Source organism: Aminobacter sp. MSH1 (genome assembly GCF_003071665.1).
In the GTDB taxonomy this organism is placed as follows: Bacteria; Pseudomonadota; Alphaproteobacteria; order Rhizobiales; family Rhizobiaceae; genus Aminobacter; species Aminobacter niigataensis.
Genome location: NZ_CP026266.1, coordinates 1 through 23,863, shown reverse-complemented (window position 1 = coordinate 23,863; position 23,863 = coordinate 1). Strand labels below are relative to the sequence as shown.

Here is a 23,863-nt window from a genome sequence, read left to right as displayed (position 1 = left end):
ATGAGTATTCTGTCCGCACGCGCGATTTCGTCGGCCGACGCCATCGACACGGTCTTCAGGTTTTTCAGCAGCTACCGCGACGGCGTCGACGACAAGGATGTGCGCGCCGATCTCACCTTCGGCAATCCGCACGAAATGCCGCTGCCTGCGATGGTGGCGGCGATCAAGGCCCGGATGGAGCCGAAAAGCGCGAACTGGTTCGCCTACAAGACCAGCGAAGAGGAACCGCGCACGGTGATCGCCGAGGCCCTTGGCGCCGAACTCGGGCTGCCGTTCCACCCCGAGGACATCGCGATGACACAGGGCGCCTTCGGTGCGATCGCGCTCGCCTTTTCCCTGCTGCTTGACCCCGGCGACGAATGCATCATCCCGCAGCCGGGCTGGTTTTGCTACGCTACCACGCTGCGCGCCCGCAATGCGGTGCCGGTTCCGGTCCCGCTCGCAGAAGGAACATTCGACCTCGACGTGGCCGCCATCGAAGCCGCGATCTTGCCACGCACGCGGATCGTGGTCGTCAACACCCCGCACAATCCGACGGGCGTCATCTACAGCCGGGAACGTCTGATCGAACTCGCTGCCATGCTGACCCGCAAGTCGGCGGAGCTTGGCCGCCCGATCTTCATCCTGTCCGACGAACCCTACCGCCGCATCCGCTTCGACGGCGTGCCCTTCACCAGCCCAGCCGCCGTCTATCCTCACACGCTCATCGACTACAGCTATGGCAAGATCCTGCTCGCGCCGGGCCTGCGCATCGGCTACCTCGCAATCTGCCCGTCCATGCCCGAGGCCGACAAGAAAGCCCTGCGTGCGGCAGCGTTAACTTCGCAGGTCGGTGGCGGCTGGAATTTTCCCGATGCACCGCTGCAATATGCGGTCGCCGATCTTGAAAGGATTAGCATCGACATCGGCGAACTGCAGCGCAAGCGCGACCGGCTGCACGGCGCGCTCACGCAATGGGGCTACAGCATGACCAAGCCAGAAGGCACATTCTACCTCTGGGGACGCACGCCCGGCGGGGACTCGGTTGGTTTCACCCGCAGACTAGCGGATCAGGGTGTCTTCGTGATGCCGGGAACGCTCTTCGACCGGCCCGCGGATTTCCGGATCAGCCTGACGGGCACTGCAGACATGATCGAGGCAAGCCTTCCTGCCTTCCAGGCTGCAACCGAACGCTAATGCGGTTTGCTTTTGGAATGAACCGGGGGATTTGCAGTCCGGGGGCTCTGATACTGTAGCCCCCCCTCGCGACCGAGCGCCCAGTCCGGCCTGTTGCCGAGGATCTGCAGCCTGAGGCGCAGGATTTCATACGCCTTGTCAGGCGCGCCGGTCCATATGCGCATCGAGCAGCCACAGGTCCTCGACATGGCCAGCTCGCCATCGAGCCACAATGACGACGCCGCATCGGCAAAATGGCTGCGCTCGACAAAGCCTTTCGCCACCGGCGATCGGGCGATGCGCTCGTCGAGCCGGACCAGCGCCTCGGTTGCCTGCATGGCCGGGCCGAATAGCTGCTGCGTGGGCAGGGACTCGATCCGGTAACTCATTGTTAACGCTATAATCGATTCTCTTACCTAAAGCTATATAAAGAATAGCTTTACCAACTGATGGTTCCTCAAAGTTAAAAAATAACTATTGATAATGACTCCTTATCGATAGTGATTGTTTTGGCGCGCGAAACGGCTAGAATCGCCCCGTTTCACGGTTCCAACACCGGCAATTTGAAGGCTATATGACAAAACCATCGCAAGCTGGCTCGGTAGACCAGCGCGTAGAGCAGCTCGACGCCCTTGATGCGATACTGCCGTTCGACCGCCGCACCCAGTTGGCCGAACTGCTGACCGACGAGGATGTCGCCACCCTGAAGCATTTGGCCATGGAAGGGATCGGCGACAACTCGCTGCGCGCGCTCGCCTCGGATCTCTCCTATCTCGAGGCCTGGTCGCTCGCCGCAACCCGAGCCCCCCTGCCCTGGCCGGCACCGGAAGCCTTGCTGATGAAATTCGTCGCCCATCATCTGTGGGATCCAGCCAAACGCGAGGTCGACGCGTCGCATGGCATGCCGGCAAAGGTGTCTGCAGTACTTGTCGCCCAGGGCTTGCTTCGGGTGGGGAAGAAACCGCATGCGCCATCCACCGTCCGGCGAAAGCTGTCGAGCTGGTCGACGCTGACCAAGTGGCGCGGCATGCAGGGCCACTTCAACGCCCCTGGGCTCAAGAGCGCGGTCAAGCCCGCCGTGCGTGCCACCGATCGGACGCGCCAGCGCAAGAGCCAGAAGGCGATCACGTCAGACGTCCTGGCAGCCGTGCTGAAGGCCTGTGCCGGCGACAGCCTGGTCGATTGCCGCGATCGCGCCCTGCTGGTTACCGCCTTCGCCTCTGGCGGCCGCCGCCGCAGCGAAGTTGCCGCCCTGCGCGTCGAACATCTGGTCGAGGAGGCCCCGGTGCCGGCCGATCCCAATGATCCTGAGGGCCCGGAAAAACTACCCTGCCTGATGATCCGTCTCGGCCGCACCAAGACCGGCAACGCCGATGGTGGAGCCGGCGTCTACCTGATCGGCCGGCCCGTGACGGCGCTGCAGGACTGGATCGCCCGGGCCGGCATCAGCGAAGGTCCGGTGTTCCGCGCGATCGACCGCTGGGGCCATCTCCAGCGCCGCGCGCTGACCCCGCAGGCGGTCAATCTGATCCTTAAGCGCCGCATCGCCGAGGCTGGGCTGGATCCGGCGGAGTTCTCCGCGCACGGCCTGCGTTCGGGCTATCTTACCGAGGCCGCCCGGCGCGGCATCCCGCTGCTCGACGCCATGCAGCAGTCGCAGCACCGCTCGGTCAACCAGGCCTCGAGCTACTACAACGATGCCGAACGCAAGCTCGGAAAGGCCGCGAGACTGCTCATCTGAACACCACGAGACGCATTTCAGCCCCAAGACAGCTGGTTTTTCGGCAGTCGTCCATCAGGGTCGATAACAGTGACCTTGTGCGGCGGCTTGCCGTCCCAGTTCCACAGGACCAGGTTATGATCCTCTGCATCAGCGCCCGGTGCGAAGCTGGGCACCAGGATGCCGGCCACCCCTTGCGGGAAAAGCCGGTCGTGTATCGTCCAGGATGGCGGCCGCTCCCCTTCGGCAAGGAAGTTCATCCAGCCACAAGCCATGTCCTCGAAGCGAACCGACACAGCGTCTCGGGCCTGCTGCGTGCGCAGATCGACGATGTCGTCGCAATCAACCTCATAGGAGCACAGCACGCACGGATCGATACGGTGCGCGAAGCCCTGGTTGGCTTCCTTGACCGCGGTCATGATGCCGAGTGCCAGATAGAGCGTCGGCGTGCCCTTCGGGTTGAAGCGCGCGCCCCGTCTCGCCGCGCCTTCGCCAGAGATCGGCTGGAAAGACCAGCGCGGGTCGTGCGCCCGGTAGCAGGTGCCTGAAAACCTCAAGCAAAACCACCGACAGCGAGGTGGTCGAGATAGTCGCGCACGGCACCTGCCTTGCCGTCCTTGACCAGGGCTTCCGCAGTCCTGCCGCCGAATGCCGGGATCGGCTGGGCCCGGTACCAGGCCATCGCCTGCTCCTTGCCGCCGGCCCATTCGGACACCCGGCTGATGATCTCGAGCATTTCGCGCACCCGTGCCTGCGTCTTGAGGGTACCGACACGTGCCGCCTTGTAGAGCGACTCCCGCGCCAACCCGACGGTTTCGGCCAGCTGCGTCTTGGACATGCCGAAACTGTCGGCGACGCGATCAATGGCAATCCGGCCCGAACCATCCATGAAGGTCAGTACCAGGGCCTTGTCGCCGGTGCCCAAAGCTTGAGCCGATTTTTTCGCCAGCGTAGCCATTGCCTTATCCTTTGACCGGTTTGTATGGCAACATATAGGGCAATCCCCCGTCGACTGCAATCTTGGCCGAGCTGAAATTGGCCTGGGAATTTGGGACTGGTGGAAAACTCCCGGGGTTGCCCGTCACAGCCATCGGCTAAGTTTTGCAGGGCGAGACGCACTTGAACGAAGCGGCTCAATCCCGCGCCCACAACCGCTGCTGACGCAACCTGTCGGCGACCAGGCATTCTCGCGGTTCACCGGCCAGTTCTTCACCCCGCCCTCGCCTGAGCCCCTCCCCTGCTCCGAAGCAAGGCCATCAGCACCGGCCCGATGGAGAACTCGCCGGCACGCGCCTTGGCAGTCAAGCTGCGCAGGTAGCCGCCGGGGCTCGCAATCGCTTCACCCTTCTGCAGCATCGCTGCCACCATGATCGCGGCGTCCACCGCCCCCATCGCCTCGCAGGCCTGGTTCCACGCATCCGGGCTCACGCCGAGCGCGCCGCGCACCAAATTCGCCGTCTCCACCAGATCGGCCCAGCCCGAAATGCCGTTTCGTGCGTAATCGGCAATATCAGGGCAGGCACGCAGCACCATGCCAAGTGGATATCCCGTCGGCGGCTGGCTCCTGGTCTCCAGCTTTTGCGCCCCCGTCGCCCCCTGGTCTTCTTCGAGGCCGGGTTCAAGTTCATGAGGTTGTGTATTTGAATTTTGTATGTGGCGCTCGAAATGAGACTCATTGGCGCTTGTTTTTTCACTTTTAACGTGAGTTTCCAGTATCTTGCGCACGTCCTGGGCCAATGACGCCAGCGTGACCGCAACCGGCTCGAGCTCAATCCGGCTTGCCGTGCGCGGAATCTGCGCAACGATCTCGCGGTATTCGAGATGCAGGCGCTGCCAATCGGCCGCAATGCCCTCTTCCAGGCCGAACGAGATCATCTTGGCAATGTCCCGGCGCAGGATGGTGATACGCTCCCGCAGGAGCTGCAGCGCCCGCCTCTCGGCCCGAACAGCCTCAGCCATGCGCTCAAACTCTTCGGCACGTGCGAGAAGCGGCGTCAGGTCGAAGCCGAAAGCCTGTTCGATCTCACCACCGGAACCCTTGCGGGCGTAGCGCTTGCCGTTGGGGCTGTCACGACGGACGACCAGGCCGCAGTCGACAAGCACGGAGAGATGGCGCCTCAGCGTCGCCGGCGCCATGCCATGCGCGCGAAGCGCCAGCTGCGCGTTGGAAGGAAACACCACAAGCCCCTCCCCTTCCGCGAGATCCGCGTCCGGATGGAAGCTCAACAATGCGTTGAGCACAGCCAGCGCGCGATCGCTGGCGCCCAGCAAACCCTTGGCCTCGCACACGGCGCGAAACACCTGCCATTTGTTGGCGCTAGCGCCTGGCGCACAGCTGTCGGCCGACATCTGCCCTGCCACCATGGCAAGCGACAGCGACCGCCGCCCAAAGGGCGTCGTCGAGATATGCTCGATCATCTTCGTTTACCTCTTGTCGAGGCAAGCCAAAGGCGTTCCGGAACGCGTCCAGTAGTTGACAAGTCGGTCCGGAAATGATTCTCTCACAATTGCTACATTGATGAGGGCTTCCGGAATGGCGACGTTTCGGGGGCCTTTTTCTTACCGTCTATCCTTCTGGTTCCAATCCTCTACGCACTAGGTACTGACACGCTACGCTCCACATCCGCTGGAGCGCTGCTTCCAAGCATGCGCCCGATCACCAGACGTGGATAATTCTAGTTCTGCCGGGCCGGGTCCGCGCGCTCCTGCTCGAACCTTTGCAGCAGCCTGGGCAGTTCCTCGCCGAGAAAATCCTCGAAACCCTCGGCGACCTTTTCCACGAAATCGATGCGGGCCTTGCCCTTGGCGACCGTCAGGTGAGCCACCGCCCTGCCCTTTCCGTCGCGAATTTCACGGGCGCCGTCTGTCTTGGCGACCTTGCGCTGCAGCCTCGTGAACAGCAGGTTGAAACGCTCATCACTGGTTGCTTCGCGAAACCGCGCGCTTGATATCTCGTCATTCGCCTTGACCCGAGCCGCCTCGCTCTTGAGCAGATCGGCCAGCGCCATCCAGCGCGGACGGCCGACCTTGGGCGCAGCGCCAATGGCGCGGACGATGTGCTCGGGCACCGCATCCGCCACCTGCAGGAAGCGTGTCATCTCCGCCTTGTGCAGAGACAGCGCATCCTGCACCAGGCCGCGTTCGAACCCCCGGCCGATCAGCTCGTGGGCGAACAGCGCACGTTCGATGAAAGAGAGATCACGGCGTTCGCTGTTTTCCTTGCCCTGGGCAAGAACCAGCTCGATGTCGGAGAGCGGCCGCACGATCGCCAGGACCGGAACGCCGAGCCGGCCGGCAGCCCGCACGCGGCGGTGGCCGTAGGCCGTCTGGTAACGCCCCTGTTTGTCGGGATGCGGACGCAGCAGCACCGGCACCTGCTGGCCGGATGCCTCGATGCTCGCCACCAGCGCTTCAAAATCGGCATCGTGGTCGCCATGGTCGAGCCGGTCGGCGACAAAGGATGCTTCAATCAATCCGGTATCCACCGGGGCCACGCGCTCGGCGGTATCGAGACTTTCCTTGAGCCGACGCGCTTCCTCGATCTCCCTGGAAAGACCGCCGAGAGAAAGTCCCATCGCCTTGACGGCACCTGAGGCGCTACGCGCCCGTGCCGGGCTTTCGGCTTCCATCGGCTTGATCGGCGGGTTGTCGGCCGGAATTGCCGCCACCGGTGCGGGCTCGCCGGTGCCAAACAGTGCCTTGAGCTGATCCTTGCGGTTCTGTGCCATCTCAGCCTCCCTCAGCCTGCCCGGTTCCAGGCCTTGACCATCAGGCCTTCGACCTCGTCGTTGACAGCTGTCAACGACTCCATGGCGCGGTCATAGGTGGCCCGGCTGAAGCTTTCGCGCGCCACTTCGTAGAGCGTCTGCTTGGTCAGGCCGGCGTCGGAAAAAGCCGTCGACTTGACCAGCGGCGCGGTCAGCACGCGATCGCCGAACAGCGAGCGCAAGAAGCCAACGATCTGCGTCTGTGGTCCGTCATTGGGCTCGTAGCGGGTAATCAGATAGCGCATGAAGTCGAAATTGAGCTCGCCACCCGCTTCCCGCACGACCGACAACAGATCGGCCGTCATGAACAGGAACTGGCTCATCGAGGCGACGTCCAGCATCTGCGGGTGGATGGTCACCAGCACCGAGGTCGCCGCACACAGCGCCGACAAGGTCAGGAAGCCGAGCTGCGGCGGGCAGTCCATGACGACGACGTCGTAATTGTCGGCAACGGTCTGCAGCGCCTCCTGCACACGCGCAAAGAACATCGCCTTGCTGTCGCCGGCCTGGCGCGCAGCCAGCATCTGCGGCGTGGTGTGCTCGAACTCCTGCAGCTCGAGATTGCCAGGCACGAAATCGAGACCGTCGAAATAGGTCCGGCGGATGATATCGCTTAGCGGCCGGCGCTCCTCGTCATAGCGGATCGCGCCGTACAGCGTGTCGTTGCCGTTCAGGTCGAGTTCCGGCTGATAGCCGAACAGCGCCGACATCGAGGCCTGCGGATCGAGGTCGATGGCGAGCACGCGATATCCGGCAAGCGCTAAATGCTGGGCGAGATGGGTGCTGGTCGTGGTCTTGCCCGAGCCACCCTTGAAGTTGGTGACGGCAATGACCTGCATGTGCTCGCCGCGCGCGGCGTCGCGGCGCGGCAGGTAGTGGCGCGCCTTGGTCGGGTTCTGCTCGGCGAGATGCCGGCGCAGCCCATTGATGTCGTCGAGTGCGTAGTAGCGGCGCCCGCCTGCCCCCGTCTCGGGCTGCGGACCCTCGCCGGCGATGGACAGTTGCCTGAGATAACCGTCGGAGACGCCGATCAGGCGCGCTGCCTCGCCGCTCGAAAACTTGCGCAATGCTTTCTTCGAGGTCGGTGAAAACAGCCGGTCGCGCATCGCCTGCAACTGTGCCGAAAGCATCTCGGCATCGCGAGCAATGGCGCGGTCGGTCGACACGACGTCCGCCTCCTCGCTCGCGTTTTCCGCCCGTGTTTGAACAGCCCCTGCCAAGTTCTTTAGTCCCCTCTCGGCTGCCCGGCCGCGTGCTACACGACGGCCAGACAAGCCTGCTACGGTTTATGCGCCGATTCGCTGCGGAATCCGAATCCGGGTTACGCCTTCACCAGTTTTTACGTGCTGGAGCGTGGATAACGGATCGATGAAGCGGTTACGCCGGGCACATCGAAATACGTCAAATTACCGTAACAGGGTGCTGGAGCGCCCGAGTCGAGTCAACTTATTTATAGTTAACGGAAATTAACCATTGTGACGGGGACGAAACGACGTGCAGCCAGGTCGTTTCGGGGCCGTCGGGAACTCGTTGACAGCTGTCAACCGGCGTTGCGGTACCCGCGCCTGAGCTTAGAAGCGGCCAGCCGGCGCAGAGCGTCATCGGCCTGGGCGGCGTCGGCGAACAAGTCGAGGCGCCGCCTGCCCGACGTGCCGATGCGGCCCCATTCGCGGACCAGAGCCGCATCGCCGAACAGCGACGGCTCGACAGACAGCCGATAGAACCGCGCCATGTTGCGGCTCGGGTCACGACGCTGAAGATGCAAAGCTGGGGATGGCTGTTCCATGGACGCCAGAATCGCAAGGGCGGAATCTGGCGTCCAATGAAAGTGCTGAATCGGTCAGCCGGGATCGATTCAGGGCGTTGATAGGCCGGCCTAGGCCGCCTGCCCCATTGGCGCCGACTGCGAAAAGGCTGCGAGCAGTTCGGCCTTGCGCTTCTCGAAGCGCGCGACGGAAGCGAGCTTGACGTGGCCATAGCCGCGAACCTCTTCCGGCAGGCAGGCGAGTTCGGTGGCCGCCGAAAGGTTCTCCGGCGCCAGCCGTGCAATGAGGTCTTCGACGAGCGCAAAATAGTCCGCGATCAGGCGACGCTCCATCTTGCGCTCGGCGGTGCGGCCGAAGGGATCAAAGGACGTGCCGCGCAGGCCCTTCAGGCGGGCGAGTACGGCGAAGGCCGGCTCGATCCAGCGGCCGATGGCGATCTTGGCCGGATGGCCGGTGCGCGGATCGACGCGGGTCAGCATGGGCGGCGCCAGATTGTACTGGAGCTTGAAGCCGCCTTCGAACTGCTCGGAAAGCTTTTGGCGGAACGCCGGATCGCGATGCAGCCGCGCAACCTCATATTCGTCCTTGTAGGCCATCAGCTTGAACGCGGCCTTGGCGACCGCATGGGCGAACGCCTCCTGGCCAGGTGCTGCCCGCGTCTCGGCCTGCCGCGCCTTGTCGACCAGCGCACGATAACGCTCGGCATAGGCGGCGTTCTGGTAGCCTTTGAGAAAATCGACGCGTCGCGCGACGATCTCGTCGAGCGTCTTGACCTCGGGCGCAGCTGAGGCGGGCAACATGCCCGCCTGGCGGCTGACGTAGTCCAGATCCTCGGACGAGCGCCGGCCCCAGGCAAAGGCGGCACGGTTCATCGCGACGCCGGCGCCATTGAGGTCGATGGCCTTTTCGATCGCCTCGCGGCTGATCGGCACGAACCCCTTCTGCCAGGCGTGGCCGAGCAGGAACATGTTGGCGGCAATGGCGTCGCCGAACAGGGCCGTCGCGAGCTTCATGGCCGGCAGGGTGGTGAGCGCGTCCTCGCCACCGGCATTGCGCAGCCGGCGCAAGGTTGCGCCCTCGCGGAAGTCGATGGTGCTATCCTTCACAAATGACGCAGTGGGGGCAAAGTGATCGTCGACCACCGTCTTCGTCCGACCCTTGCCGAAGGTGGCGATGGCGTTCTGCGAGGCAGCGACCACGAGATCGAAGCCGAGCACCAGGTCGGCCTCGCCGGGTCCGATGCGCGCGGCGTTGAGCTGCTCGGGCTGCCGCGCCAGGCGGATATGCGAGACGACCGCGCCGTTCTTCTGCGCCAGGCCTGTCTGGTCGAGCGTCACCAGCGACAGGCCGTCGAGATGGGCCGCCTGGGACAGGATCGCGCTGACGGTGATGACGCCGGTGCCGCCGATGCCGGTCAGGAGCAGGCTGTAGGGCTCGGTGCCGAGGGCAGGGCGGTTCGGTTCCGCCAATGCGGCGTCGACCCCGCCGACGGCCTTGGCGCGCGGCTTGCGCAGGCGTCCGCCCTCGATGGTGACGAAACTCGGGCAGAAACCCTTTGTGCAGGACAGGTCGGTGTTGCAGCTCGACTGGTTGATCGCGCGCTTGCGGCCGAACTCCGTCTCGCGCGGCTCGATCGAGATGCAGTTGGAAACCGCCGAGCAGTCGCCGCAGCCCTCGCAGACCAGCTCGTTGATGAAGGCGCGCTTGGGTGAAACCGGATAGGTGCCGCGCTTGCGGCGGCGGCGCTTTTCGGCGGCGCAGACCTGGTCGTAGACCAGCACGGTGACGCCTTCGACCTCGCGCAGTTCGCGCTGGACCTGATCGAGTTCATCGCGATGACGCACATTGACCGAACGCGGCAACTGGCCTGCCAGCAGGTGCGGACGCTCTGAGACGACAATCACCTGTTTGGCACCCTCGGCCAGCACCTGGCCGACGATCGATGGCACTGACAGCTCGCCATCATGGCGCTGGCCGCCGGTCATGGCAACCGCATCGTTGTAGAGGATCTTGTAGGTGGCGTTGACCTTGGCAGCGATGCCGGCACGGATCGCCAGCAGGCCGGAATGGAAATAGGTGCCATCGCCCATGTTGACGAAGATGTGCTTCTCGTCGGTGAAGGGCGAAAGCCCGATCCACGAGCCGCCTTCACCGCCCATCTGGGTAAAGGTCGAGGTGTCGCGCTCCATGCCGATCACCATCATGTGGCAGCCGATACCGGTCGAGGCGCGGCTGCCCTTGGGCACCACTGTCGAGGTCGAGTGCGGGCAGCCGGAACAGAAATAGGGCTCGCGGTTGAGCAGGCCCGGTTCGGCATGGGAGGGGGCTCCGACCTGCGACAACTCGGCCGCGCGGGCGGCGAGGCCCGCATCTTGCGTGCCGAGCCATTTCAGGATGGCGCGCGCCACCGACAGCGCGCCGATCTCGCCGATCGAGGGCAGCAGAGGGGAGCCGTCCGGCCCGGACTTGCCGAACACCTGCGGCCGGCGGTCGCCGGGCAGGTTGAACAGCAGCGACTTGATCTGCTCCTCGATGACCGAGCGCTTTTCCTCGACGACGAGCACCTGCTCCAGCCCGTCGGCGAATTCGTGCAGGCCTTCCGGCTCCAGCGGCCAGACCATGCCGACCTTGTAGAGGCGGATGCCGAGTTCGGCCGCCCGCACCTCGTCGATGCCAAGCAGCGACAAGGCGCCCTTGAGATCGAGCCAGGATTTGCCGGTCGAGACGATGCCGAGCTTGGCCGTGGGGGAGGGCCAGACCTGCCGGTCGAGCCGATTGGCTCGGGCAAAGGCGAGCACCGCCGCGAGCTTGGTCTCGAGCCTGCGCTCCATCGCCTGCTGGCCGTCGGGCCAGCGCATCGACAGACCGTCGGCGGGCAGGGGCAGGTCGGGGATGACGATCTCGAGCCGGGTCGGGTCAAGATCGACGGTCGCCGAGCATTCGACGATCTCAGTCTGGCACTTGAAGCCTACCCAGGCGCCGGAATAGCGGCTCATCGCCCAGCCGAGCAGGCCGTAGTCGATATATTCCCCGACGCCGGCCGGCGACAGCAGCGGCACCATGGCCGAGATCAAGTTGTGCTCGCTCTGGTGGGGCAGGGTGGAAGACACCGCGCCATGGTCGTCACCGACGAGCAGCAGCACGCCGCCATGCTGGCTGGTGCCGACAGCATTGGCGTGGCGGATGACGTCCATAGTGCGGTCGACGCCAGGGCCCTTGCCGTACCACATCGAGAAGACGCCATCGTAGCGCGCGCCGGGGAACATACCCGTCTGCTGCGTGCCCCACACGGCGGTCGCCGCCATGTCCTCGTTAAGCCCGGGCTGGAAGACGATATGGCTGGCCTTCAGATATTTCTTGGCACTGCCCATCTCGCGATCGAAACCGGCCAGGGGTGAGCCGCGGTAGCCCGAGACATAGCCCGCTGTGTTGAGCCCCGCGGCAAGGTCGCGCTGGCGCTGAACCATCGGCAGGCGCACCAGTGCCTGCGTGCCAGACACCAAGATGCGGCCGCGCTCCAGTGTGTAGCGCTCGTCGAGCGCCGAGGGCATCTCGACCACCGGGGCACTGTTTTCGGGGGACTTCACTACGGTCATGGTGGATTCTCAGGCGTTGGGCAGGGCAGGCGGCATGTCGAAGATGCGGCCCCGATTGAGGATGTTGTTGGGGTCGAGCGCTGCCTTGATGCGTCGCATCGCGGCCAGTTCGGCCGGCGTTCGCGTCAGGTGCAGATAGGCCTTCTTGTCGAGGCCGATGCCATGTTCGGCCGAGATTGATCCGCCAGACCTGGAAACACAGTCGAACACCGCCTTGGCGACCTCGTTGGGCCGGTCGGTGCGGACGACGTAGTGCAGGTTGCCGTCGCCGAGATGGCCGAAAATATAGGCGCGCGCCGCCGGGTCGGCGTGGGCCTGGGCAGCCTCGGCCAGATCGAGGAAGGCGCCCATGCGTGGCAGTGGCAGGCTGACGTCGAGGCTGAGCATCGCGCCCTCGGCGAACAGGAAACGGTTGCAGTCGTCGCGCAACGTCCACAGGCCCTGGTACTCACGCTCCGACTGCGACAGCACGACATCCTCGACCAACCCGTCTTCGATCGCCTGCGACAGCGCTTCGGTGAACGCCTCTTCGTCGGCGCCTGGCGTCATGCCCTGGATGTCGGTCAGCACATAAACGGGCGAGGTAAGTGCAACAGGTGCCGTGAGCCCGAGCGCTGCGACCATATCGGCCATCAGCGGCGCCAGGATGACCTCGAAGCCGGACAGCAGATTGCCGAGGCGGCCGCGCAGGAACTTGAGCAAGCCGAAGGCAGCGTCGAGCGAGGGCAGCGAGCAGAAGGCCGCGGACTGGGTGACGGGTTTGGGGTGAAGCCTGAGGCAGGCCCGGGTGACGACGCCGAGCGTGCCTTCGCTGCCGACAAAAAGCTGGCTGAGGTCGTAGCCGGAATTGTCCTTGGAAAGGCCCTTCATCGACGACAGCACACTGCCGTCGGCAAGCACGGCTTCGACGCCCAAAACCTGCGCCCGGAAATTGCCATAGCGAAGCACGCGAATGCCGCCGGCATTGGTGGCGATGTTCCCGCCGATGGTCGCGGTGCCCCGCGCGCCGATGTCGACGCCGAAGACCAAGCCCGCCGCGTCAGCCCTTTCCTGCACGACCTGCAACGGAACGCCGGCTTCTGCGACGATGGTGCCCGCTGTCGGCTCGACCTCCTGCAGGGCCGTCATGCGTTCGAGCGAAAGAACCGCCTCGCCGGCCAGCACCCGTGCCCCACCCGACAGCCCGGTGCGTCCGCCCTGGACGACGAGAGGCAGGCGGGCGGCATTGCAGGCGTTGAGTATCTCGGCGACCTCGGACGTATTGCGCGGGCGCAGCACCAGTTCGGGCTGGGCGCCCGGTTCGCCGGAAAGGTCGTCGCTGTAGCGCGGGTCGATTGCATCGCCGGCCAGAATCGCAGCCTTGTCGAGCCGCGTCTGGAGAATGGAAAGAACCTGATCGGTCGGTCGCGCCATGATGCCTGGATGGCCCGGAGGAAGCCATTTCCGGGCGCTGTCTCAAGCAAGCTTATTTCGCTTGCAATATTTGTCAAACCTATATTGTTTATCTCCATGTCGAGACGGATGTCGGCCTGCTCAGGCCGTACCGACGGAGGACGGATGCCTATCGAATATCAGGACGTGGTGCGCACCGGCGTTGCCCGGCAGGTCGCCGACAAGATCCGCGCCGCCATTCTTGACGGCCGGCTGCAGATCGACGAACGCCTGCCCACCGAAGAAGACCTCGCCAAGCGCTTCGGCATTTCGCGGCCGACCGTGCGCGAAGCCCTGAAGCGGCTCGCAGCGCAAAACCTCATCCGTTCGCAGCGCGGACCGACCGGCGGCACCTTTGTCAGCCGCCCCGATCCCGAAGGCCTGTCGTCGGCGATAACAGGGGCAGCGACCCTTCTTGTCGGCGTCGGCGCCTTCGACATCGACGAGATCATCGGCGCGCGGCTGGAGACGGAGGCGATCTGCTGCAGGCTGGCCTGCGAACGGCGCAGCGACGCCGACCTGGCGGCCATGCGCACGGAGATCACGCTACAGCGTGGCCCCGCGCTCAGCGACGAGGACTTCTGCGCCTCGGACGTGCGTTTCCATCGCTCGGTGGTGAAGGCCGCCGGCAACGGCCCGCTCAGCCTGATGATGTACACGGTGGTCGAGGCGTTCATGCCGATCACCAACATGATCGTTTCGCAGGTGCGCGAGCGCCGCACGGTTGCCGACTTCCACGATCGGATAGCCGCGGCACTCGAGGCGCGCGACGCGGCGACCGCCACCGCTGTGCTTTCCGAGCTTTTGACCTATCTTCGCGATAGCTACGCGACCGCTCTCAAGCGACGCGACGAACGCGAGGCCAAGCGCGGCTGACGCGCGCCCATCCGACCCCGATGATTTCTTGGAGAACGTTATGAGCGAGACTTTCACAGCATTGATGCTGGAAGACGTCGACGGCAAGCCGCGCGCCGGCTTCCGCGAGATCACCAAAGCCGACCTGCCCGACCATGACGTGCTGGTCGAGGTCGCCTATTCGAGCCTCAACTACAAGGATGGTCTCGCCGTTTCCGGCAAGGGCCGCATCGCCCGCCGCCTGCCGATGGTCGCCGGCATCGACATCGCCGGCACGGTGGTCGAGTCGCGTTCGCCGGCATGGAAGGCCGGCGACAGGGTCGTGGCCAATGGCTGGGGCATGTCGGAGACCGAGTGGGGCGGCTACACGCGCTTCCAGCGGCTGAAGCCGGAATGGCTGATCCGCCTGCCCGAGGCGTTTTCCATGGAGCAGGCGATGGCCATCGGCACGGCCGGCTATACCGCGGCCCTCTGCGTCGACGCGCTGGAGAACTGGGGCACCATCGAGCCCGGCAAGGGCGAGGTGCTGGTGACCGGTGCTGCCGGCGGCGTCGGCTCGACGGCGGTCAGCCTGCTGTCGTCCAAGGGCTATACAGTCGTTGCCTCGACCGGCCGCGCAGAGACGCATGACTACCTGCGTTCGCTCGGTGCGACGTCCTTCCTCGACCGCGCCGAGCTTTCGGCGGAGGTCAAGCCGCTGCAGAAGGAACGCTGGAGCGGTGCCGTGGATTCCGTCGGTTCGACAACGCTCGCCAACGTTCTGGCGCAGACGGTCTATGGCGGCGCGGTCGCGGCTTGCGGCCTTGCCGGCGGCCATAACCTCCCCGGAACCGTGATGCCGCATATCCTGCGCAGCGTAGCGCTGATCGGCGTCGATTCCGTCTTTGCGCCATTGCCCAAGCGCCAGAAGGCCTGGCAGACGCTGGCCGACCACCTCGACCGGACCAAGCTGTCGGCCATGACCGAGACGCACAAGATGTCCGAACTGCCCGAACTCGCCAACCGCATCCTAGCGGGTGCAGTGCGCGGGCGTGTCGTCATCGAAATCGCGTAAGGGGGAAGGGAGACCATCATGAGCAGCGAAGTCGTACTTTGGGAAAAGGACGCGCAGGACGCGTTCGTCACCCTGACGCTCAACCGGCCCGACAAGATGAACGCCATGAACCAGGAGCTCGGCGACGCGCTCGAGGCGGCGATCGAACGCGCGGTCAAGGATCCCGAGATCCGCGCGGTCATCATCACCGGCGCCGGGCGCGCCTTCACCGCCGGCTTCGACCTTGGCGGCGAAGATTTCGAGATGGACACGGAGGCCTGGCGCGAGGACATCGGCGCCAACATGCGCCGCATGAAGTTCATCCGTGAAGCGCCGATCCCGATCATCGCAGCCGTCAACGGCTTTGCGCTGGCCGGCGGGCTGGAGCTGATGATGTGCTGCGACATGACCATCGCGGCGGAAGATGCGATGCTGGGCGAGCCGGAAGTGCGCCACGTCTCGGCGCCGCCGACGCTGATGCTGCCCTGGACCGTGCCGATGATCCATGCGCGGCATTTGATGTATACCGGCGACCTGATCGACGGTCGCGAGGCGGAGCGCATCCATCTCGTCAACAAGGCGGTGCCGCGCGACCAGTTGCGGGCGGAGGCCGAAAAGCTGGCGCGCAAGTGCGCCCGCATGCCGGGTGCGGCGATCAAGTTCGCCAAGGCGGCCCTTAACCACCAGCAGCAGACGGCAGGCCTGGAGAGTTCCTGGACCTACAACCGCGAAACCACGGCGATCCTGCATGGTTCCGAGGAAGGGCGCTACTGGATGCGGCTGCTCAAGGAGCATTCGCTGAAGGAGTTCCTCGACATCCGCGAGAAGCCGTTCCGCGACCTTGATTGAGTTCGAAACAGGTCAGGCGCCCTTGGGTGCCTGGCCTCCGCCCGCCTGCAGCGCCTCGAACAGTTCGGCATGGTTGCGCAGGTAGCGCGACTGCACGATCTGCCCCTTGTCCGACAGTTCGCCCCTGCTGCGGTCGGCCGGTGTCGTCGCCAGGTCGAAACGGGCAATCGCCGTCGAGCCTGCGGGGTTGGCGGCGTTCCAGCCGGCGATGCGCGCGCTGATTTCGCCGATACGATCCCTGCCCGCCGCCGAGGCAAAGACCAACGCGACCAGCCGGTCGCGGTCCTCGCCCGAAATGACGATGTCGTCGGCGAGCGGCGCGCATTGCGCCATGAGGCCGGCGCGCAGCGGGCCGGTGCGCACCTTGACCCCGCTCGACAGCTTGAAGTCCTCGGCAAGACGGCCATCGAAGCCGAATACGGGCATGCCGTCCGTGCGCTGGCGCAGCACTCCGGCGTCGCCGGTGCGGTAGAAACCATGCTCGTCCATCGGCAGCGGGACCGTGCGGCCCTCGATGAGATAGCAGGGCGCAACGTTGGGGCCCGAAACGCGCAACTCACTGCGCCCATCGATGTCGACCAGGGCCACGCGATGACCGGGCAGGGGATGGCCAAGCTCGCCCGGGCGCTCCAGCGGCGCCGGCGACAGCGTGATCGTCGATGCGGCTTCGGTCGCGCCATAGCCCGACAGGATCTGGAAATCACCATGGCTGTCGCGGAAGTCGGCGAGCCGGCGCCAGAGCGCGGCGTCGATGCCGGCGCCGGCAAAGAAGATGGCCCGCAGCTTGCGGGTGAAAGCCGCGGCCGCGGCCTGGTCGTTTTCCAACCGGTCAAGCAGCAGTTTCAGGCCCAGTGGCACGGCGATATGCATGGTCGGAGAGACCTCCGCCATGATCCGCACACTCGCCTCGAAGGTCGACGGGCTGGGGGCGGCGTCGACATGCATCGCGCCTCCGTTCCAGATCACCTTGAAGATATTGTCGAGACCGCCGAAGACGTGGTGCCAGGGCAGCCAGTCGACCAGCACCGGCGGGGTTTCGGCCACGAACGGCCACATCGCGGCGATGGCGCTCTGGTTGGACGTGATCATACCCCGCGTGATCGGCACGCCCTTGGGGGTTCCGGTGCTGCCCGAGGTGAAGAATATTGCCGCCCAGTCCTCAGGCGCGGCATCCTCGTCCGCTCCAGGCACGGCTCCGACCATGCTATCGCGTACGAGTTCGCCAAGCGAAACGGCACTCATGCCTTCGATGGCCGGATGGCCGGATGGTGCCACGATCAGCCTGGGTTGGGCGGCATCGAGGAACGGCTTCGTCGCTTCGCTTTCAACACCGTCGCGGAAAGGAAAGGGCGGCAGCGCCGCATGGACCAAACCGCCTGAAAGGCAGGCGAGCTTGAGCACCAGCGCATCGATGCCGGCCGGAGCCAGGGTCGCCACGCAATCGCCCTTGGCGAGGCCATGGTGATCGGCAAGCAGCTTTCGCATGGCGCGGGCCCGGCGAAGCGCTTCGCCGTAGCTGATCGAACGCCTGACGCCGTCGCCGGGCTCGGACAGAAGCACCTGGCCTGGCTGTACTTCCGCCCATTTGGCGAGCCGTGCCAGAATGTCCGGCATTTCGGCCGGCAGCGCGATCGAGCTGCGATAGACGCGGCGCCCGTCCTGAAGCTGCTCTTCGATCAGCTCCTGGCCCGGGGCCACCAGCAGGCTCATCAGGCTTCGTGCCTCTGGGGGGCATCGCCCTGTCGCGCCGAAAGCGCCTTTTCGTAGACGCTCGACTGATAGGCGATGAGTTCCTCGAAGGCGGCGGTGGCAGCCGATGCGTCGCGGGCGCGCAGCGCCTTAAGGATGTCGGCGTGCAGCGACACGACGCGGCCGCGCTCGCGGAAGCGGAAGGAAATCATGTTGGTTGCCGGGATCAGCGAGTCGTTGACGACCAGCATGATGAAGCGCAGCTCGTTGTTGCCGGTCGCCTGGGCGATGGCGTGGTGGAAGGCGACATCGAGCCGGCAAAACTCCTCGTCTGAGATGTCGTCGCGCTCGAAGGCCTCCAGCGTCACCTCGATCGACTCAAGGTCGTCGGCCGTGGCGCGCTCGGCGGCGAGCTGCACGCAGGTGCGGCCGAGCAAAAGGCGCGCCTCGACGATCTCGTTGAGCCCGAAGACGCCGAGGCCGACAAACCAGGTCGTCATCTCCTGCAGCATCTGGCTGGCCGCGGTGAGCGAAGGCGCATTGACGAAGACGCCACCATTGGGGCCACGCTTGGAACGCACCAGCTTCTTCGCCGCCAGGATCTTCAGAGCCTCGCGCACCGTCGGCTGCGAAACGCCGAAACGCTGCGCGATCTCGGCTTCGGAGGGTAACCGGGCCTCGACGCTGAGCGCGCCCTGCACGATCTCCTGCTGGAGCGCCGTCGCGATCTGATGTGCCAGGCTCTTGGTAGCCTGGACTGCCTGCTTGGCCTCCTCCATGCGCGTATTCTCTCCCTCGGTTGCCGCTTCTTATTATTTCAATATTACAATATCTAAATTGTTGACCGCCTGATCCAAAAATGCAAGCCTTCGATCCAACAGGGCAGCGTTTTCAACCCGCGACGCAGCCACAATAAGAACTTCAGTGGGAACATGGGAGATAATTTCCGATGAAGCTGACAAGGCGTAAATTCGCCGTCGGTATGACGGCAGCTATTGCCTCGATGAGCCTGCCGCGGCTGGCCTCCGCGCAATCGTCACTGGTCGTTCCGACCTATGGCGGTCTGTGGGCCAAGTTCTGGGAAGAGAACCTCTTGCCGGGCCTCACCTCTGCCACCGGCATCCAGCCGCAGCTCGACGTCGGGCTTGGCAAGGACTTCGTTGCCAAGATCCGCGCCGGCGGCGACCGTTCGCCCTACAGCATCTTCATGGGCAACGAGAACATCGCAGCCGTGCTGCGCGCCGAGGGCTTCTTCGAGCCCTTCGACCTCGCCAAGGTGCCGAACGCGGCCAAGACCTTCCCGCAGTTCATCAACAAGGACGCCAAGGGCATCCGCGCCATCGTTTCGCCGATCGGCCTAGCCTACCGCACCGACCTGGTGAAGACCGCGCCGACCTCGTGGCACGACCTCTGGGAAAACCCGGAGTTCAAGGGCAAGACCGGCCTCTACCAGATCGGCAATACCGGCGCCGTGCTGTTCCTGCGCCTGGTCGCCGAACTGTTCGGCAGCGGGCCCGACGACTTCGACACCGCCTTCACCAAGATCAAGGAACTGCTGCCGTTCACGCAGGCTTCGTGGAGCGGCGAGGTGGCAACGGCCCTGATCCGCGGCGACGCGATCATCGCGCCGGTCGACTGGACCGAGATCATGACGCTGCAGGACAAGGGCGCACCGGTGGCGATCGTCGCACCCAAGGAAGGCGTGCTCGCCTTCGAGCAGTCGTTCAACCTGGTCGCCACCGGCGCCGAGAAGGACGCCGCGCACGCCTACCTGAACTACATCCTCGACGCCAAGGTCCAGCAGGACATGGCCAAGGCCTTCTACACCTCGCCCAGCAACAGCGAGTCCGTCGTCGACGACGCGCTGAAGGCACGCACGCCGATCGTCGGCCCGCGCATGGCCGAGATCAAGAGCTATGACTGGGACAGCTACGTCGACAAGGCGGCGGAGATCGCCGACCGCTGGAACCGGGAGATGGCGTAAGGCCACACCGCGACCGGCAACGACGTAACCGCATGGCCGGGAGGCACCCCACCTCCCGGCCGGGAACTGCGCGAGGACACTGGATGACCGCCCTGACCATCGACCGTATCAATAAGCGGTATGGCAACCTGCACATCCTCAAGGACATTTCCATCCCGATCGGCCAGGGTGAATTCGTTTCCCTCCTCGGCCCCAGCGGCTGCGGCAAGACCACGACGCTGCGCTGCATCGCCGGTTTCGAGAGGCCGGATACCGGCCGCATTCTGTTCGGCGAGCGCGACGTGACGCGCGCCTTGCCCGAACAGCGCGACATCGGCATGGTGTTCCAGTCCTACGCCTTGTTCCCCCACATGACGGTGGCGGAAAACCTGAGCTTCGGCCTCGAAGTGCGCAAGGTCGCGCCAGCGGACCGCCAGCGGCGCATCGCCGACGTACTCGCCATGGTGCGGCTCGAAGGCTACGACAAGCGCTATCCGCGCGAACTTTCCGGCGGCCAGCAGCAGCGCGTGGCGCTGGCCCGTGCGCTGGTCATCGAGCCGTCCGTGCTGCTGCTCGACGAGCCGCTGGCCAATCTCGACGCCACCTTGCGCGACGAAATGCGCTTCTTCATCCGCGACCTGCAGCAGCGCGTCGGCATCACCAGCATCTACGTCACCCACGACCAGGCCGAGGCGATGGTCATGTCGGACAAGATCGTGGTGATGAATGCCGGCACGATCTCGCAGTTCGGCTCGCCGCGCGAGATCTACGAGCGCCCCGCCTCGCAGTCGGTCGCCGGCTTCATCGGCCGCTCCAACACCATATCAGGCAAGATCGCCGAGGCGCTCGGCCAGGACGGCTACAAGGTCGAGACGCCTTGCGGAAGCATCGGCGCGACGGGCCCGGCAGGACTTTCCAAAGGCGCCGAGGTCAAGATCATGATCCGGCCGGAGAACATCAGCACCCGCAGCCAAGCCGCGTCAGGCCACCAGCAAGGGGCAGGGGCGGAGGAGGCGGGCAGCGGCGAAAACGTGCTCGCCGGCTCGGTGGTCAATTCGGTCTATCAGGGCAGCGCCAACCAGTTGGCCGTCAAGCTCGGCAGCGGCGATCGCGTGATCGTCGACGTCAATGGCCGCAATCCGCTCGAAGTCGGCGAACAGGTCGCCCTGCGCTTCGCCGCACGCGACACCTGGCTGCTGGCGTCATGAGTGCTGTCGAAGCCGCTCCGCGCGTCGAGGGCCGAAGCAATCGCGGCAGCACCACCTGGATGGTGGTGCCGGCGCTGGTGCTGCTCATCGGCTTCTTTGCGCTTCCCTACCTGACGATCATCACCATGAGCCTGCGCGAGGCCTCCACCCGCGCCGTCTACGGCGAAGGCTTCACGCTGGCGCACTACACCACCGCGCTTGGCGACTTCTACATCTGGGGCATTCTCGGCCGCACCCTGCTGATCGGCGCCACCGTCACGGTCATCTCGCTATTGCTCGGCTATCCCGTTGCCTATCATCTTGCAAAGTCGCGGTCGCGCTGGACCAGCCTGCTCTACATCTTCGTGCTGTCGCCGCTGCTGGTCGGACTGGTGGTGCGAACCTTTGCCTGGATGATCATCCTTTCCAACAACGGCGTCGCCAACCAGGCGCTCCAGGCCGTCGGCCTGATCGACTTCCCGCTCCAGCTGATGAACAACTCGCTCGGCGTGACCATCGCGCTGACGCACGTCTTCCTGCCCTTCGTCATCCTGCCGCTGCTCGGCAATTTGCAGGCGATCAGCCCCGACCTCGCCATGGCGTCGCGCTCGCTCGGCGCCTCGCGCATGCGCACCTTCTGGAAAGTGACGCTGCCGCTCAGCATGCCTGGCATCCAGGCCGGCACCATCCTGGTGTTCGTGCTGTCGATCAGCGCCTATGTCACGCCAGCCATGCTCGGCGGCACCGGCGGGCGCACCATGTCGGTTCTGGTGGTGCAATATCTCGTCGACAATTTCCGCTGGCCGGCTGGGGCCGCACTTGCCATCATCATGGCGGCGGTGGCTGTCATCTTCGTCGGGCTCTATCTCCGGCTTACGGCGCGCGCGATGCGGAGGCTGCCATGACAAGTACAACGAGCGGCGTCGAAAAGACCATCTGGGACCGCCTCTTCACCGTGCTTGTCGCGGCGATCTACATCTTCCTGATGTTCCCGATCGTGCTGGTGGTGCTGCTGTCGTTCAATTCGGGCGAGTTCCTGGCATTCCCGCTCGAGGGGTTTTCGCTGCGCTGGTTCGAGGCGCTGTTTTCGAACAAGCGCTTCCTCGACGCCACGCTCTATTCGATCCAGATCGCCGCGACATCGACCATCGTCAACGCCGTAATCGGCACGCTGGCGGCGATCTACGTCGCCCGCCATGCGACGGTGGCCCGCGACTACATCCGCCTGATCATGACCGCGCCCCTGCTGGTGCCGGAAATCCTGACGGCGATCGCGCTGCTGTTTTATTTCTACGAGATCCGGATCGGCACCGACTATTCGATCGGCATCCAGATCGGCCACATCGTCGTCACCTTCCCCTATGTCTTCCTCAACGTGTCTTCGGCGTTGTTCAACTTCGACCGCTCGCAGGAAGAAGCCGCGCGTAGCCTGGGGGCCGGCGGCTGGATGACCTTCCGGCGCGTGACGCTGCCGGCGATCAAGCCCGGCATCATCACCGGCTGCCTGTTTGCCTTCGTCATCTCCTTCGACATCTTCAACATCTCGCTGCTGTTGAAGTCGCTCGGCAGCAACACGCTGCCGCTCGAATTGTTCGACTACCTGCGCTTCAATTTCGACCCGACGGCCGCTGCGATCGCCTCGCTCAGCATCTTCATGACCTTCGCCGCGATCCTGATCATCGATCGAACGGTCGGGCTCAGGTCGCTGCGGTTCTGAACAGGCTGGCAAAATGCCGCCACGCGCCGGAAAACTGCTGATTTCCGGCGCGATTTGTGTGGCCGGAAGGGCCCGCTCGCTTGACAAGAGATGAGCCATAAAAATACATTTCAATATCAGAATAGACGGTTCTGATGTCACTGCCGACAGACAAGAAGGGCGCTTCGCGGCGTTCGAGGGGAAGGCAGCGATAGGGACTGGCCGGGGCGCAAGCAACCGGCATACTACCCATCATAATGGAGAGGGCTGACATGCAACGACATCTTTCGCTTCTGCGCGGCACCGCGATCGCCGCACTGGCCGCCACGGCCGTCGCCGCAGGCGCCGGCGTTTCGGGTGCTGCCGAGCTGCCGAAATCGCCTGAGGTCAAGGAAACCGGCAAACTGATCATCGCCAACACTCTCGAATATGCGCCGTTCGAATTCATCGACGAAAACGGCAAGCAGGTCGGCATCAACATCGAGCTCGCGCAGGAAACCGCAAAGCTGCTCGGCGCCGAGCTCGAAGTGACCCGCATTCCCTTCCCCTCGATGGTACCCGGCCTCGCCGCCGGCCGCTTCAAGGTCGCCTGGGAAACCTTCGCCGCCACCGACGACCGGTTGAAGCAGGTCGACTTCGTGATGTTCATCAAGTCTGGCATCGTCGCTTCGACGACCGCCGACAAGGCATCGCAGTTCCAGGGCGAGAACAACCTCTGCGGCAAGCGCGTCGGCGTCATCGGCGGCGCCGTGTCCGACTTCATCGCCGACCGGCTGAGCGGCGAGTGCAAGGAAAAGGGCCTGCCCGAGATCGCCAAGAGCATCTTCCCGGAAGGCAAGGACATCATCCAGGCAGCACTCTCAGATCGCATCGACGCCCGTCTCGACGACGCCACCGCATCGGGCTATTTCGAAGTGACCAGCAAGGGCCAGATGGTGGTCGTGCCGGGTCTCTACGACGTCGCGCCGCTCGGCATCGCCATTCCGAAGGGCGACAAGGAGACGGCTGACATGCTGGCTGCAGGCGTCAACGAGCTGATCAAGAACGGCACCTACAAGACGATCATGGCCAAGTACGGCATGACCAGTGCGATGATCGAGGAAGCCTACGTTGTCGACGCCGCCGACAAGATCCGCAAATAATAGATCCGGCCCGG

General features: G+C 64.7%; 22 protein-coding genes. 10 read left to right on the top strand and 12 right to left on the bottom strand.

The window, feature by feature from the left end; all coding sequences use genetic code 11:
- Positions 1-1,176 (top strand): aminotransferase class I/II-fold pyridoxal phosphate-dependent enzyme, encoded by a 1,176-nt coding sequence (locus tag CO731_RS26495; RefSeq protein ID WP_108610102.1) that lies wholly within the window; start codon positions 1-3, stop codon positions 1,174-1,176.
- Here the strand turns inward: CO731_RS26495 and CO731_RS26490 are convergent.
- Entirely contained in the window at positions 1,173-1,544 is a 372-nt protein-coding gene (locus CO731_RS26490; protein WP_108610101.1) for a hypothetical protein, read from the bottom strand. The two genes, CO731_RS26495 and CO731_RS26490, sit on opposite strands and share 4 nt — an antisense overlap.
- A gap of 185 nt (positions 1,545-1,729) precedes the next feature.
- Here CO731_RS26490 and CO731_RS26485 point away from each other — a divergent pair, with 185 nt between their 5' ends.
- Positions 1,730-2,896: a tyrosine-type recombinase/integrase gene (locus CO731_RS26485; protein WP_108610100.1), complete on the top strand. Its 1,167-nt coding sequence runs from the start codon at positions 1,730-1,732 to the stop codon at positions 2,894-2,896.
- A 17-nt stretch (positions 2,897-2,913) separates the two neighbouring features.
- Here the strand turns inward: CO731_RS26485 and CO731_RS26480 are convergent, their stop codons facing one another.
- From CO731_RS26480 to CO731_RS26445, 8 genes are all read right to left on the bottom strand, one after another.
- On the bottom strand, positions 2,914-3,432 hold the full coding sequence (locus tag CO731_RS26480; protein WP_108610099.1) for an RES family NAD+ phosphorylase: 519 nt from the start codon (positions 3,430-3,432) through the stop codon (positions 2,914-2,916).
- Positions 3,429-3,833 carry an antitoxin Xre/MbcA/ParS toxin-binding domain-containing protein gene (locus CO731_RS26475; RefSeq protein ID WP_108610098.1) on the bottom strand — a complete coding sequence of 135 codons (405 nt, stop codon included), beginning with the start codon at positions 3,831-3,833 and terminating at the stop codon, positions 3,429-3,431. Before CO731_RS26475 ends, CO731_RS26480 begins: the two co-directional genes overlap by 4 nt.
- A 251-nt stretch (positions 3,834-4,084) precedes the next feature.
- Positions 4,085-5,293 (bottom strand): plasmid replication protein RepC, encoded by a 1,209-nt coding sequence (gene repC, locus CO731_RS26470; protein ID WP_108610097.1) that lies wholly within the window; start codon positions 5,291-5,293, stop codon positions 4,085-4,087.
- A 257-nt stretch (positions 5,294-5,550) separates the two neighbouring features.
- Positions 5,551-6,603: a plasmid partitioning protein RepB gene (gene repB, locus CO731_RS26465; RefSeq protein WP_108610096.1), complete on the bottom strand. Its 1,053-nt coding sequence runs from the start codon at positions 6,601-6,603 to the stop codon at positions 5,551-5,553.
- Between the two features lie 11 nt (positions 6,604-6,614).
- Entirely contained in the window at positions 6,615-7,862 is a 1,248-nt protein-coding gene (gene repA / locus CO731_RS26460; protein ID WP_108610095.1) for a plasmid partitioning protein RepA, read from the bottom strand.
- Positions 7,863-8,182: 320 nt separating this feature from the next.
- Entirely contained in the window at positions 8,183-8,374 is a 192-nt protein-coding gene (locus CO731_RS26455) for a WGR domain-containing protein (protein ID WP_245439995.1), read from the bottom strand.
- A gap of 144 nt (positions 8,375-8,518) precedes the next feature.
- Positions 8,519-12,004 carry an indolepyruvate ferredoxin oxidoreductase family protein gene (locus tag CO731_RS26450; RefSeq protein WP_108610093.1) on the bottom strand — a complete coding sequence of 1,162 codons (3,486 nt, stop codon included), beginning with the start codon at positions 12,002-12,004 and terminating at the stop codon, positions 8,519-8,521.
- A 9-nt stretch (positions 12,005-12,013) separates the two neighbouring features.
- On the bottom strand, positions 12,014-13,417 hold the full coding sequence (locus tag CO731_RS26445) for an FAD-binding oxidoreductase (protein WP_108610092.1): 1,404 nt from the start codon (positions 13,415-13,417) through the stop codon (positions 12,014-12,016).
- 144 nt (positions 13,418-13,561) lie between these two features.
- Between CO731_RS26445 and CO731_RS26440 the strand changes: the two genes are divergently transcribed.
- Genes CO731_RS26440 through CO731_RS26430 form a run of 3 tightly spaced genes read left to right on the top strand, consistent with a single transcriptional unit; the run spans position 13,562 to position 16,172 of the window.
- Positions 13,562-14,311 (top strand): GntR family transcriptional regulator, encoded by a 750-nt coding sequence (locus tag CO731_RS26440; RefSeq protein ID WP_108610091.1) that lies wholly within the window; start codon positions 13,562-13,564, stop codon positions 14,309-14,311.
- A 40-nt stretch (positions 14,312-14,351) separates the two neighbouring features.
- Positions 14,352-15,344, top strand: a complete 993-nt coding sequence (locus CO731_RS26435; protein WP_108610090.1) for an MDR family oxidoreductase — start codon at positions 14,352-14,354, stop codon at positions 15,342-15,344.
- Between the two features lie 18 nt (positions 15,345-15,362).
- Positions 15,363-16,172, top strand: a complete 810-nt coding sequence (locus CO731_RS26430) for an enoyl-CoA hydratase/isomerase family protein (RefSeq protein WP_108610089.1) — start codon at positions 15,363-15,365, stop codon at positions 16,170-16,172.
- Between the two features lie 12 nt (positions 16,173-16,184).
- Here the strand turns inward: CO731_RS26430 and CO731_RS26425 are convergent, their stop codons facing one another.
- Complete coding sequence (locus tag CO731_RS26425; protein WP_108610088.1) at positions 16,185-17,882, bottom strand: AMP-binding protein; 1,698 nt, start codon at positions 17,880-17,882, stop codon at positions 16,185-16,187.
- Entirely contained in the window at positions 17,882-18,640 is a 759-nt protein-coding gene (locus CO731_RS26420; protein ID WP_108610087.1) for an FCD domain-containing protein, read from the bottom strand. The genes CO731_RS26425 and CO731_RS26420 overlap by 1 nt, the downstream gene beginning before the upstream one ends.
- Positions 18,641-18,810: 170 nt before the next feature.
- Between CO731_RS26420 and CO731_RS26415 the strand changes: the two genes are divergently transcribed.
- The 4 genes from CO731_RS26415 (at position 18,811) to CO731_RS26400 (ending at position 22,728) form a co-directional block, all read left to right on the top strand.
- Positions 18,811-19,845 (top strand): ABC transporter substrate-binding protein, encoded by a 1,035-nt coding sequence (locus CO731_RS26415; protein ID WP_108610086.1) that lies wholly within the window; start codon positions 18,811-18,813, stop codon positions 19,843-19,845.
- An 83-nt stretch (positions 19,846-19,928) separates the two neighbouring features.
- Positions 19,929-21,032, top strand: a complete 1,104-nt coding sequence (locus CO731_RS26410; RefSeq protein WP_108610085.1) for an ABC transporter ATP-binding protein — start codon at positions 19,929-19,931, stop codon at positions 21,030-21,032.
- A complete protein-coding gene (locus CO731_RS26405) occupies positions 21,029-21,916 on the top strand; it encodes an ABC transporter permease (RefSeq protein ID WP_108610084.1) in 888 nt (295 codons plus the stop codon). Before CO731_RS26410 ends, CO731_RS26405 begins: the two co-directional genes overlap by 4 nt.
- Positions 21,913-22,728 (top strand): ABC transporter permease, encoded by an 816-nt coding sequence (locus CO731_RS26400; RefSeq protein WP_108610083.1) that lies wholly within the window; start codon positions 21,913-21,915, stop codon positions 22,726-22,728. The genes CO731_RS26405 and CO731_RS26400 overlap by 4 nt, the downstream gene beginning before the upstream one ends.
- Here the strand turns inward: CO731_RS26400 and CO731_RS28905 are convergent.
- Entirely contained in the window at positions 22,709-22,981 is a 273-nt protein-coding gene (locus CO731_RS28905) for a hypothetical protein (RefSeq protein WP_159091738.1), read from the bottom strand. The genes CO731_RS26400 and CO731_RS28905 overlap by 20 nt on opposite strands.
- Here CO731_RS28905 and CO731_RS26395 point away from each other — a divergent pair.
- A complete protein-coding gene (locus CO731_RS26395; RefSeq protein ID WP_108610082.1) occupies positions 22,980-23,849 on the top strand; it encodes an ABC transporter substrate-binding protein in 870 nt (289 codons plus the stop codon). The two genes, CO731_RS28905 and CO731_RS26395, sit on opposite strands and share 2 nt — an antisense overlap.
- The last annotated feature ends 14 nt before the right edge of the window (positions 23,850-23,863 follow it).